We start from the raw sequence: 13,010 nt of genomic DNA on the forward strand, positions 1-13,010 counted from the left end.
CGTTGTTTTGAGCAGGACCTGGATGATCCTTATGTCCGTGCCGGCTTCCAAAAGGTGGGTGGCGAAGCTGTGGCGAAGGGTGTGCACCGTCACCCGCTTCTCAACGCCCAGGAACTCGCAGGCTGCTCGACAGGCGATCCCCAAGGTCTGTGGATGGATCGGGCCGCGGCCATCGCGCCGGGGAAACAGCCATCGTCCCGGCTTGGTCACCCAATAGACGCGCAAAATCTCCAGCAGCTGCGGCGACAGCATCACATAGCGGTCCTTGCCGCCCTTGCCTTGCTCGATGCGAATGATCATCCGGCTGCTATCGATGTCCGTCACCTGCAGACGCGCCGCCTCCGCGGCGCGTAAGCCCACCGCATAGGTGGTCATCAGAGCGACCCGGTTCCTCGTCCCCTTCACGGCCTGCAGAAAGCCGACCACCTCATCGGCGCTCAGCACGACCGGCAACTTGCGCGGCGTCCGGGCGTAAGCGATCCGCTCAGGCAGATCAGATCGACCCAGCGTCACGCCGTAGAAGAAACGCAAGGCGCAAACGGTCTGGTTCAACGCGCCCCACGAGACCCTTCGGCCCACTAAGTGGGCCTGATAGGCGCGCACCTCTTCGTATCCCAGTTGATCGGGTGATCGTCCAAAAAATCGACTGAACTTCGCCACGTGATGCACGTAGGATCGCTGGGTCTCCGGTGACAAATTGCGGATCGTCAGATCTTCAATCATCCGCTGACGCAGAGGGCTTATCTGGGCCATCTGGGGTTCTCCTGTCTGGAAGGTTGGCTCGACACCAAATCTTCTCAGACAGGGGCCTCCTCAGGCCAGACCCCGCATCAGCTACCGCGGCAGCGGTTTAGTTCAATCATGATTGCCTAGGCGATCATCTCGGTGATTGGCAGCGACACTATGCCACTGGGGAACGGGTCACCCGCGGAGGCAGCGTCGAGATCGGCGATGCGTCACTCGGCCCGGCGCGAGAAGTTTGTAGCCGCAGCCTTGCCTCGTCGTATCGGTCGCTTCCCCGATTGCGGTTCGGATGCCTCCGTGCGATCCGGTGCCGAGACGTTTCCGACGAGCGATGCGAGCTCGGCCTCACTGAGCGTCTCGATTTCGAGCAGTTTGCGCGCCGTCTTTTCCAGCAGATCCCGTCGCTCAGTGAGGAGCCCGACGGTTCGCGCGAAAGCCGAATCGACGATGCTGCGAACCTCCTCGTCGATAGCCTCGGCGGTGGCCTCGCCGTAATCGTGCTCGCGCGGACCGCCGGCGAGTGGGTTGGGGCTCAGGAAGGAGCGCAGGTCCTTTTCCAGCGCCACATGGCCGAGCTTTTCTGACATGCCGTAACGCGTCACCATGGCGCGGGCGATATCGGTCACTTTGGCCAGGTCATCGGCGGCCCCCGTGGACAGATGCCCGAACACGACTTGCTCGGCCGCCCTGCCGCCGAGCAGCACCGCCATCTTGTTCTCCAGTTCCTCGCGCGTCATGAGGAATCGGTCCTCGGTCGGCCGCTGGATCGTGTAGCCCAACGCGCCGACGCCGCGCGGGATGATCGATACTTTGTGCACGGGATCCACTCCGGGCAGCGCCATGGCTACCAGCGCATGGCCCATTTCGTGATAGGCGACGACCTCGCGTTCCCTCGGGTTCAACAGCCGGTTGCGTTTCTCAAGCCCGGCCACTATGCGCTCGACCGCATTGTTGAAATCGTCCATCGTGACGACATCCGCCCTCCGGCGCGTGGCAAGCAGGGTCGCCTCATTGACCAGGTTGGCGAGGTCGGCGCCGGTAAAACCCGGCGTCAGCGCGGCGACTTTTTCGGCATCGACATCCGCCGCCAGCTTGGCCTTCTTCATGTGGACCTGGAGTATCTGGACGCGACCTTGCTTGTCCGGCCGATCGACCAGCACCTGCCGATCGAAACGGCCTGCGCGAAGAAGTGCCGGGTCAAGGATTTCGGGGCGGTTCGTCGCGGCGAGCAGCACGACGCCGATTTTCGGATCGAAACCATCGAGCTCGACCAGGAGTTGATTGAGCGTCTGCTCCTTCTCGTCGTGGCCGCCCATCATCGGGCCCGCACCGCGGGCGCGGCCCAGCGCGTCGAGTTCGTCGATGAAGATGATCGCCGGGGCTTTGGCGCGTGCCTGCTCAAACAGGTCGCGCACCCGGGCGGCGCCGACGCCCACGAACATCTCGACGAATTCTGAGCCCGAGATCGAGAAGAACGGAACTTTTGCCTCGCCTGCAACGGCTTTCGCGAGCAGTGTCTTGCCGGTGCCGGGCGGTCCGACCAGCAGCACGCCCTTGGGCATGCGCCCGCCAAGACGGCCGTATTCCTGCGGGCTTTTCAAGAAATCCACGATCTCCTGCAACTCGGCCTTGGCCTCATCGACACCCGCCACGTCCTCGAATTTGACGCCGGTATTGGCCTCGACATAGACCCTGGCCTTGCTCCTGCCGATTTGCATCAAACCGCCCATGCCACCACCCATTCGTCTCATCAGCAGCATCCACAAGCCAAAGAAGACGACGATCGGGACGATCCAGGAGAGCAGGTCGCTCAGGAAAGTGCTTTCGATCTGGCCAGTGACGGTGACGCCGTGCTCCTGCAGCTGCCGCGCCAGATTCGGCTCGACGCGCGTGGTAATGAATAGCGGCTTCCCGTCCTGCGGCTCCTTGAAGCGGCCCTGGATGAAGCGATCGGAAACCTGCACGTCGGCGATCTTGCCGTCGCGTAGCAGGGTCTCAAACTGACTATAGGGAATCTGCGCGACGTGCTGCGTGGCGGTGTAGACATATTGGAAAATCATCAGCACCGCGAAGGCGGCGATCCAGTACCAGATATTGAACTGCGTCTTCCTGTTGCTCATGTCCATGGCGTGTCCTCCAGCGTCATATCGATGTAGGTCGCCGAACCGCCACGGCATCCGGGTCAATGAGGCCGAAGCACAAAAAAGCCGGTCCGGGGACATCCGACGGGCCAGTTGAGATCGGATCGCCCGGCCTGCCGTTCCCGGAGACGGGTCATTCTCGCATGCCGGGTTGTAGATCAGTAAATCCGTCTAGTGCTCCGCCGGATACACGCCCTTTAGCACATCGTTGAAATGGTGGCTGACGGCGGCGTTGCACTCGCAAGCCAGCGATCGCAGCCTATCCACTTTGCGAATGGAAATCTGGCCGCGCCGCGCAGACCTATAGAGGGCCGGGCCGACCGCCGTACAATTCCTAATCGATGCGTGGTCGCTGCTTGCCACGGCGGGCCAGAAGATTGGCGACGACGAGCAGCACGATCGACAGTGCCATCATCAACGTCGCGGCGGCGGTGATTGCCGGGCTCAGCTTCTCGCGTAGGCCAATGAACATTTCGAGCGGCATGGTGCGCTGATTGGCGCTGGCCAGGAACTGCGCCACTACGACCTCGTCGAACGACGTAACGAAGGCGAAGGCGGCCCCTGACAGCACGCCGGGCAAGATCAGCGGCAGCATCACCCTGAAGAATGATGTAATGGGCCTTGCTCCGGAGATGGCGGCGGCGCGCATCAGATTGCGGTCGAAGCCGGTGAGGCTCGCTCCCACCGTGACAACGACAAACGGACTGGCGAGCGCGGTATGCGCCAGGATGATGCCGGCATAGCTGCTGGCGAGGCCGACACGGGCGTAGAACAGATACGAGCCGACGGCGGTGATCACCACCGGCACGATCAGTGGCGATAGCAGCAGCGGCATGACAATGCGGCGGCCGGGAAACTTTTCGTCGGAAAGCGCAATAGCCGTCAATGTGCCGAGTATCGTTGCGATCAGCGTCGTCCCGAACGCAACGATCAGGCTGTTGCCGATTGCTGCTTGCCAGCGCTGGGTTCCAAGCACGACCTCGTACCAGCGCGTCGAAATTCCCTCCAGCGGAAAGATGAAGAAGGCGCCGCTGTTGAACGACAAGGGAACGGGAATGAGGATCGGCACGAGGAGGAACAGGATCACCAACCCGCACCACAGCCAGAGCAGGGTGATGCGGATTCTTTCGCCTGTCGTCGGATAGGGAGACAGCAACATGGCTACACCAGCTTGAGGCGGTCGAGGCCGAGGATGCGGGCGAAGATGCCGAACAGCGCCAGGGTGAAGACGAGCAGGATGAAGCTGAGCGCCGCCGCCATCTCCCAGTTGAGTTCTACATTGACATAGCTGGCGATGAAATTGCTGATCAGCTGGTCGCTGGCGCCGCCGATCAGCGCCGGCGTGATGTAATAGCCGAGGCAGAGGATGAAGGTGAGCAGACAGCCGGCCATCACGCCCGGAAAGACCTGTGGAAGGTAGACGCGGCGGAACGCGGTAAAAGGTTTTGCGCCGAGCGAATAGGCTGCCTTCATCTGCGAAGGCTGGATGGTGCGCATGACGCTGTAAATCGGCAGCAGCGTGAACGGCAGCTGGATGTGGGTCATCGCGATGATCAGTCCGATGCGGCTGTACATCAGGTCGAGTCGGTCGTCGGCGGCGCCGAGCCACAGCAGCAGGTCGTTGACCAGGCCGAATTTCTGCAGGAGCACCGTCCAGGCCGCAGTTCGCACTAGGATCGACGTCCAGAACGGCAACAGCACCGCGACGATGAGGACGGCGGCGAGGCCCTTGGGCACGGAGGCGATGAGATAAGCGAGGGGGAAGCCCAGTACCAGCGTGGCCAGCATCACCGCTGCGGCGACGAAGAATGTGCGCATGAACACCTGTACGAAGATCGCCTGTTCGGGTGGCACCCTTTCGATGCCGCCATCGGCATTCCAGCGCAGATCAAGCGCGCTCAGCAGGTAGAACGACGTCACGCTATGGGTGCCGCTCTCGATGACCGGCCATGTGCCCGGCGCCGACCAGAACGGCACCGCTTTCATCACCTCTAGCGGTGGCCTGTCGGCGGCCTCCAGTTGGCGCACCGTCTTGAGCATTTGGCTGCGTGCACCGGGCAGGCGGGCGTTCAGGCTCTTGGCGAGTTCGTAGGCGGTGCCCTTGGCCTGATTGCTCCGGAGGTCGGCGGCAAGGGCCAGGAACGCAGCATCGTCGGGCAGTCCCGTGCCGTTCCAGCCGCGCAATGCCTGGCTGGTCTGCGGTAAGGCGTTGGCAATCGTCGGATCATAGACGGCGCGCGACAGAAGCAGGACGATCGGGATGCCGAAGCTCAGCGCCAGGAGCACAAGCAAAGGTGCCGCCAGCGCCAGCGATCGCAGGCGGTCGCCGAGATCGGCGCGGCGAAGCGCTGCCGCGACCGACTTTGCTGTGCCGGTGTCGGCGGCCGACCAGTCGCGGCTTGGCCGCGGCTGGTCCAGTTTCGTGGGCTCAAGCGCCGACATTTTCCCTACTGCGCGAGCCAGGCGTTGAAACGCTTGACCAGATCCTCGCCATAGTCGCCCCAGAATTCGGTGTCAGCGACCAGATAAGCGGTCAGGTGGTCAGGTGCGTTCGGCAATTTCGGCAGGGCGTCCGGCGCGACGAAGGAAGCCGCATCGATGCGCACCGGCCCGTAGGTGATGTAGCTGGCGAGCCTGGCGTTGATTTCCGGCTGGCTGATATAGGCAAGGTACTTGTAGGCCAAATCCGGGCTCTTGGCGCCCTTCGGAATGGCGATCATGTCATATTCGAGGATCTGGTTGTTCCAGACGATCTTGAACGGCGCCCCGTCCTTGTCGATGGCGTTCTGGATACGGCCGTTCCAGGCGGTGGTCATCACCACTTCCTTGGATGCGAGGAGCTGCGGCGGCTGTGCGCCGGCATCCCACCAGACGATATCTTTCTTGATCGTGTCGAGCTTCTTGAAAGCGCGGTCGACGCCTTCGGGTGTTGCCAGCACCTCGTAAACATCGGCCGGCGCGACACCATCGGCCATCAGCGCCCATTCCAAATTCTGCGCCGGGAACTTGCGCATCGCGCGCTTGCCCGGAAACTTGGTCGTGTCGAAGATGTCGAGCACCGAGGTTGGCGCCCCCTTCAGCACGTTGGGATCATAGGCAAGGATGTCGCCATAGGCGTCGAGGCCGACGCCACAGTCGAGTGCCGAGCCTTCGATGAATTTTTCGCGAGGGGCGATCTTGGAATAGTCGAGCCGCTCGAGAATGCCCGCGTCGCAACCCTGCAGCACGGTCGCGGTCTCGACCGTCACCAGATCGATCGGCACGTTGCCGGTGTCGACCATCGCTTTGACCTTGCCGAGATCGCCAAGATATTCCTGCTCAACGATCTTGATCCCGGTCTCCTTGCTGAACGGCTCGAACCATGCCTTGCGCTGGGCATCCTGCCAGGCGCCGCCGCTGGCCATGATCGAAAGTTCGTCGGCGAAGGCGGCATTTCCCATGGTGATGAATGCTGTGGCTGCCGCGAAAGCGAACAGCCGGGCTTTTGTGATTTTCATTGTTCTTATTCCCCTGTTTTCGAGATGGAACCGCCCGTTCCGGCATCGGCCGGAAAGGCACGGCAGTCGTTGGGCGCGCAGGAAACCGTGACCGCTTCCCCATTGCCCATAGTCGCTTCGGGGCCGACCTTGACGGTCAGCACTTGTCCGTTTTCAAGCTTGGTCAGAAGACGCTGGTGGTCGCCGAGGTAGATGCGGCCGTCGACCGTGGCGGGTAGCGCATTTGCTCCGTTCGAAGCGGGCGCAAGCTTCAGCCGCTCCGGGCGGATGGCAACATGGCAGGCCGCGCCCTCCGTGACCCCGACAGCCAGCGCGGTTACCGAACCGCCGCCGTCCAGCGCGACGCGGCACTCCTTGCCGGAGATGCGCTCGACCTTGCCTTCCAGCGTGTTGTTCTCACCGATGAAGCTTGCGACGAACGAGCTCTCCGGCATGTTGTAGAGATCATCAGGCGAACCGAGCTGGGCAATCCCGCCATTGTTGAACACGGCAACGCGGTCCGACATGGTCAGCGCCTCGCTCTGGTCGTGCGTCACATAGACGATGGTGACGCCGAGCATCGTGTGCAGCTGCTTGATCTCGATCTGCATATGCTCGCGCAGCTTCTTGTCGAGCGCGCCGAGCGGCTCGTCCATCAGCACCAGGCTCGGCTCGAACACCAGCGCGCGGGCAAGCGCGACACGCTGCTGCTGGCCGCCGGAAAGCTGTGCCGGCCGCCGGTCGCCGAACTGCCGCAGCCGCACCATGTCGAGCGCGCGGCCGACGCGGGATGCAACGTCCACCTTGGTGATCTTGCGGACCGAGAGCGGGAAGGCGACGTTCTCCTCGACGCTCATGTGCGGAAACAGCGCGTAGTTCTGGAACACCATGCCGATGTTGCGTTCGTAGGGCGGCAGCCTGTCGACCGACCGGCCTTCAAGCGTAATGACGCCGCTGGTCGGCCGTTCGAACCCGGCAAGCATGTTGAGCGTCGTCGTCTTGCCCGAGCCGGAAGGCCCGAGAAGCGTCAGGAACTCGCCGCGCGCGACATCGAGGTTCAGCCGTGTCACCGCGAACGTGCGGCCGTCATAGGATTTCTCGACATCGACGAACTCGACAAACCCTTGGCCGCCGGCATCGGCGCCCGGTGTTGGAGTGGCACTGCCGGCCGACAGGGCTGCCGCTTCGGCGATCACCGGCGGGAATCCGTCGAGCGGTCGCGGAGGCCGCTTGTAGAAACGAGGGGGTGCTTGCCGTTCATGTGTCGGTCCGCATGACGCTGGCCGCGCAAGGGCGGCAAACCAAACTTGTATGCTCACACAATCAGTCGCTAAAGAACCATAGATGCAGACAAGTTTGCCCGTCAAGCGGCTTTCTTCGGGATTGTGTGAGATTTTTAGCCGGATTTTGAAAACATGTCCCGGACAAGTGCTATTGTCCGGAGCATTGTCTTATGCTAGATGCGCCGGTAGCCAGAGCGTCAACACCGAAACCGCCAATCCGCATGCTTCAGGACCTGCAACTCGCCTCGGATGAAGGCCCGGTCTACCGGCGCCTTGCTGACGCTATTGCCGAACGGATTACGGCCGGCACGCTTGCAGTTGGAGACCGGCTGCCGCCGCAGCGCGAGATTGCCCGCGCACTTGGCATCAATGTCACCACGGTGACGCGCGCGCTGTCGACGCTGCAGCAGCGCGGACTGCTCGAAGCGCGGCCTGGACGCGGCACCACGGTCGCTGCCCGCGACGCCGGCGACAGGCCGGGTTTCGTGTCGGCGCCGAGCGACGACACCGGCGTCATCGACCTTTCCGTCAACCGGCCCGCAACCTCGGCCTATCTCGATGCCCTGGCGCTGCTGTTGCCGCGCCTGGCCAAGGACCGGCACTACACCGCGCTTCAGGACTATCACCCACCCGAGGGGCCGCTGTGGGCGAGAGAAGCAATCGCCGAATGGATGCGGCCGGTGGCCGGCGATGGCGATCCCGGCCGGGTGGTGCTGGCGGCCGGCGCCCAGCATGGGCTGGATTGTGTGCTTGGCGCGGTGACCAGACAGGGCGAGGTCATGCTCGCCGACGAAGTGACCTATCAGGGCATCAATGCACTGTGCCGGGTGCATGGGTTAGATCTCAGAGGCGTGGCAATGGACCGTGGCGGCATGCGGGCCGACGCGTTCGAGGCGGCCTGCGCGCAGCTCCGCCCGCGCGCGGTCTTCCTGGTGCCGACCCTGCACAACCCGACCACCATCACACTGGGCGAGGAGCGCCGGCACGAGCTGGTGACTGTCGCCCGTCGCCACAACGTCCTCATCATCGAGGACGACGTCTACCGGCCGCTGGCGGACAATCCGCCGCCGTCGCTTGCTAGCCTCGAGCCCGAATTGACGGTTCACATCGGCGCCCTGTCGAAATGCCTTGCCCCAGGACTGCGCCTCGGTTTTGTGATCGCGCCACGCGCCATAGCCGGCCAGGTCGCCGCGGCTTTGCGCATCAACTGCTGGAGCATCAGTCCTTTGACGGCGCTGATCGGCGCGCGGCTGATAGAGGAGGGCGCGGCGGCGCGTATCATCGAAGCCCAGAAGCAGGAGCTGCGCCAGCGCCAGGCGGTGCTGAGCGAGATCCTCGGCCGCTACGATGTCCAGAGCCATGCCACCTCGACCCATGCCTGGCTGCGCCTTCCCGAGCCGTGGCGGGGCGCGGGTTTCGCCCGCACCTGCCTGGAACGTGGCGTTGCCGTCCTCCCCGGCGATGCCTTCGCGGTTGGGCGCGAGCCGGTGCAGCACGGCGTGCGCATCAATGTCGGCGCCGCGCGCTCGCTCGACGATCTGCGCACGGCCCTGAACACAATGGCTGAACTGCTCGCGGCCGGGCATCTGCAATTGCCTGGCTTTGTCTAGACCGTGATCTCGAAAAGTGGGAACCAGTTTTCGGAAAAGATCATGGTCAAACAAGAAGATACGGCGGTGGCAATATCTGAAACGACCGAAATCGCCATAGTCGGCGCTGGCATTGTCGGTTTGGCAACGGCACTCCGGCTTGCGGCCGAGGGGCGCGAGGTGCTGCTCATCGACCCCAACGAGCCCGGCTCCGGCGCCTCGTTCGGCAACGCCGGAACGCTCGCCGAATATGCCTGCATGCCGGTTGGCAATCCGGCCCTGCTGCGCCAGCTGCCAAAACTGCTTTTCGATCCTGCCAGCCCTTTCGCCTTGCGCTGGACAGCGTTTTTCCAGCTTGCGCCCTGGCTGGTCCGCTTCGTGCGGCAATCGCTTCCGGCGGCCACCCGTGCCAATGCGCTGGCGCTCGCCGGCCTTCTGGCCGAGGCCCTGCCGGCCTGGGAGGAGATGGTGAAGGAGGCCGATGTGGCCGACCTGCTGCGCCGCAACGGCTGTCTCTACCTGTATCGTCGCGAAAGCGATTTTGCCAAGGCCGCTGGGGGCAGGGCGCTGCGCGCGGGATTTGGCGTCCATCAAGACGTTCTGACGCCGGAAGAGGTGGCAGCGCTGGAGACCGCCTTGCCTCCGATCGGGGCCAGCGGTTTGTATTTCCCGGACTCCATGAATGTCACCGATCCCAAGACACTGATGCGGCGGCTGCTCGATGCCGCGACCGCTCGCGGCGTGTCGGTGGCGCAGGCTGCTGTAACCAGGCTGCGGGTCGAGGCGGACGGTGTCAGGCTCAGCGGTTCCGGCCTTCGCGTCAAGGCAAACACGGTGGTGATCGCCGCGGGCGCGCAATCGCGGGTGTTGGCCATGCAGGCCGGCGACAGGATCCCGCTCGAAACCGAGCGCGGTTATCATCTCGAATTCCCGACCGAAACGCCTTTGCTCAGTCGTCCGGTCTGCCCTGTCGATCTCGGATTCTATATGACGCCGATGACCGGCCGGCTGCGTGTCGCAGGAACAGTCGAGCTCGGCGGGCTTGCAGCGCCGGCAAATCCGCGCCGGCTGGCGCTGCTTGATCGCGGCGTCAGGCAGTTCTTTCCCCAACTCGGTCGGCCTTCATCCGAATGGCTCGGGTTCCGGCCGTCGCTGCCCGATTCTCGGCCGGTCATCGGTCGATCGCGTGGCAGCCATAGGGTGATCCATGCCTTCGGTCATGGGCATCTCGGCCTCACTCTGGCGCCGATCACGGCCCGCATGGTCGCCGACCTGATTGCCGGACGCGGCGATCCTGACTGCCTCGCGCCCTTTGCGGCGGACCGCTTCAGTGCTTGACGGTACGTCGGCTCCGCCGCGGTGATGCATGTTCGCGCAAAAGTGTGCAGCGGTTTTGCGATAACGACGACATGCATAAACAACACCTAAAGCGCGTCGCATGAGGCCGGTCAAACGCGACGCGCTTTAGCGCAGCGCGTGAGTATTGGATAGGCATTCGGCACCATTCAAGCAAAAACCCGCCCCGGTCTCCGGAGCGGGTCTGTTGCCTGAGGCGGAACTCAACACATGTCCGCAGCCGCAAGGTCGCCTCGAGGTGCTGAAGATCTGGTTAACCGGTCATATTTGATTCAAATCCAGCTGTGGATGTTCGCCTTTGGGTAAATCGAATTGGGCCATGCTTGTCGAACGGCGGGCAGAAGGAGAATCCATGACTAGCGACTTTGCCGCAGCCCACCTCCATCTTGAACGAGCCTGCCACTATTTGCGCGGCGATGACGAGACGAGCAGCGCGGCTCGCGCCGCCCTGGACATCCTGATCGATGCAATTGTCGCAGCCCAGTACAAGCGTCCGCCCGCGGACGTGGTGGAATTTCCCAGAACGGCAAGACAGCGACAGTGAGCGAACTCCTAAAGCGCGGCGCCATGCAGTCGCGGGCGAAACAAATGGAGGGGGAATGGCCAGTTCAATTTAAACGCATTCCGCGCCGGGTCCGCCGTACCCTCTCCCAATGGCTGATGCTCGGTAGGCGGAGCTACCGACAACGCCGGATTGACTCCTATCTGCGCCCGTGCTGATGTTGCAGTGCAACATAGAGCAGCGGTTCCGAAGGCGGCAAGCCGTCCCCAGTTGGACGCCAAAAGAACCTGCAGGGGAACTTGAGGGGGCTTAACTGGTGTTTATTGGGCAGCCGCAGTACTCAAGCGCGACGCCGTTATGGAACGTTGGTCGCGGCAAAATCACGAAAGTCAGCGGTCGGGACGATACATTTGACGGGTTGACCGCATTTACCCCTTTCTGGGCAATGGCGGCGATCTTCAGTATCGCCGGTGACATCTACGCGATGCTTGGCTACAAAGGGCCGCTTTTTGCCGCTCTGAGCTGGTCGGTCGTCCTGTTCAGCCTGCTACTTCTGCTGTACCCGAGGCGAACCGAGTTTTTGATCGGGCTCGTGATGGTATCGCTTGTGCTGTACGCACTGCGCATGCCGGTCGCTTCGAACAACAAGACGATCACGGCGGTGATGAACGGGGCGATCCTGCTCAGCGCAGCAGTGCTCTATCTGCGGGCCGCCGGCCGCGGCGACGCACTGGCCCGGATGGACCTTTATCAGCAGATCCGGATCGTCGCCCGGTCGCTGCTCGCCATCATGTATTTCTACGGCATCTTCCACAAGATCAATACTGATTTCCTCGATCCTTCCGTGAGTTGCGCGGTGGGCCTCTACGCTCCGCTGGCTCGACCGTTCGGCCTCGATGACAATCTGTTTGGCCGGTATCTTGCGATCTTCGCCACCTTCGTCATTGAGGCGATCGCGATCGTGTCTCTCTACTGGAAGCGCTATTTCGCCGTGGGGTTCATCCTCGCACTCGTCTTCCATTACGTGATCCCGATCTCGGCCTATTCCTGGTACATGGACTTTTCCAGCCTGGTGTTCGCGCTGTATGTGCTGAGCATCCCCACGCCCGCCAGCGAGGCGCTCTATCGCACCTCGCTGGAGTTTACCAATCCGCTGCGCGAGATGTTCGGGCGGGTCGGGATCTTGCTGCCGGGCGCGGCCGTGATGCTGTTCGCCATCACTCTCGTCATTCTGCTCACCTATGCTTTTCCCGGGCGCTCCTTCGACATGATGGTCCACTCCGTCTGGATCCTCATTTGGGCGGTAGTGGGCGGCGCGGCGATGGTCGTGCTGGCCCATGTGGCTCTGCAGAACCTGCCTTGCAAGACCGCTTCCTCGCCGCGCCAGCCGCTCTGGGTCTATTTGGTGCCGGGCTTGTTCTTCCTCTCCTGCCTGTCACCCTATGTCGGGCTCAAGACGGAGAGTTCCATCAACATGTTCAGCAATCTGCACACGGAAGCCGGCCAGACCAACCATCTGCTCTTTCCCAAACCACCATACCTGTTCAACTATCAGAACGAGGTGGTGAAGATCGTTGATTCCTCGGAGCCTCATCTCGTGCGGCAGTCGCGGGCGGGCAATTACCACGTCCTCCTCGATCTCAAGAAACAACTGCGCCGGAAGCCGGAGGCTTGGGTGACCTACGTGAAGGATGGCGAGACGATTACCCGCGCCACGGCGGCGACCTTGGCGGGCGAAATGCCCAACCTTCTCGAACGCAAATTGCTTATGTTCAAGTTGGTGGATTTCGAGCGGCCGAAGGCCTGCACCCACTGAGCGCCGCTCTCGCGAATGAAACGGATAGATTTCGCCGGGCAGTCGACTTAAGCCATCCATTTCGCCGGGAAATGTCCAAGCGCGTCGCTCGTCGTTATCGCGA

10 protein-coding genes are annotated in these 13,010 nt (G+C 62.7%); 4 read left to right on the plus strand and 6 right to left on the minus strand.

Annotated elements, in window-relative coordinates:
• The 6 genes from NMG80_RS05740 to NMG80_RS05765 form a co-directional block, all read right to left on the minus strand.
• Positions 1–753, minus strand: a 753-nt coding sequence (locus tag NMG80_RS05740; RefSeq protein WP_254017247.1) for a site-specific integrase, incomplete at its 3' end; no start/stop codon positions are given.
• Between the two features lie 203 nt (positions 754–956).
• Positions 957–2,870: an ATP-dependent zinc metalloprotease FtsH gene (gene ftsH / locus NMG80_RS05745; RefSeq protein WP_254017248.1), complete on the minus strand. Its 1,914-nt coding sequence runs from the start codon at positions 2,868–2,870 to the stop codon at positions 957–959.
• A gap of 349 nt (positions 2,871–3,219) precedes the next feature.
• Positions 3,220–4,044, minus strand: coding sequence for an ABC transporter permease (locus NMG80_RS05750; protein WP_254017249.1), 825 nt, complete (start codon positions 4,042–4,044; stop codon positions 3,220–3,222).
• A 2-nt stretch (positions 4,045–4,046) separates the two neighbouring features.
• Positions 4,047–5,327 carry an ABC transporter permease gene (locus NMG80_RS05755; RefSeq protein ID WP_254017250.1) on the minus strand — a complete coding sequence of 427 codons (1,281 nt, stop codon included), beginning with the start codon at positions 5,325–5,327 and terminating at the stop codon, positions 4,047–4,049.
• Between the two features lie 5 nt (positions 5,328–5,332).
• Positions 5,333–6,382 (minus strand): ABC transporter substrate-binding protein, encoded by a 1,050-nt coding sequence (locus NMG80_RS05760; RefSeq protein WP_254017251.1) that lies wholly within the window; start codon positions 6,380–6,382, stop codon positions 5,333–5,335.
• Positions 6,383–6,387: 5 nt separating this feature from the next.
• Positions 6,388–7,557, minus strand: coding sequence for an ABC transporter ATP-binding protein (locus tag NMG80_RS05765; RefSeq protein ID WP_436798550.1), 1,170 nt, complete (start codon positions 7,555–7,557; stop codon positions 6,388–6,390).
• A 308-nt stretch (positions 7,558–7,865) separates the two neighbouring features.
• Here NMG80_RS05765 and NMG80_RS05770 point away from each other — a divergent pair, with 308 nt between their 5' ends.
• The 4 genes from NMG80_RS05770 to NMG80_RS05785 all read left to right on the plus strand — a co-directional run bounded on the left by NMG80_RS05770 (position 7,866) and on the right by NMG80_RS05785 (position 12,907).
• Entirely contained in the window at positions 7,866–9,254 is a 1,389-nt protein-coding gene (locus tag NMG80_RS05770) for an aminotransferase-like domain-containing protein (RefSeq protein WP_254017252.1), read from the plus strand.
• A gap of 42 nt (positions 9,255–9,296) precedes the next feature.
• Positions 9,297–10,571, plus strand: coding sequence for an NAD(P)/FAD-dependent oxidoreductase (locus NMG80_RS05775; RefSeq protein ID WP_254017253.1), 1,275 nt, complete (start codon positions 9,297–9,299; stop codon positions 10,569–10,571).
• Between the two features lie 370 nt (positions 10,572–10,941).
• Entirely contained in the window at positions 10,942–11,133 is a 192-nt protein-coding gene (locus NMG80_RS05780) for a hypothetical protein (RefSeq protein ID WP_254017254.1), read from the plus strand.
• Positions 11,134–11,407: 274 nt separating this feature from the next.
• Positions 11,408–12,907: an HTTM domain-containing protein gene (locus NMG80_RS05785; RefSeq protein ID WP_254017255.1), complete on the plus strand. Its 1,500-nt coding sequence runs from the start codon at positions 11,408–11,410 to the stop codon at positions 12,905–12,907.
• Positions 12,908–13,010: the final 103 nt, after the last annotated feature.

Origin of the sequence: Mesorhizobium escarrei (assembly GCF_935825525.1) — a bacterium.
Classification (GTDB): domain Bacteria; phylum Pseudomonadota; class Alphaproteobacteria; order Rhizobiales; family Rhizobiaceae; genus Mesorhizobium; species Mesorhizobium escarrei.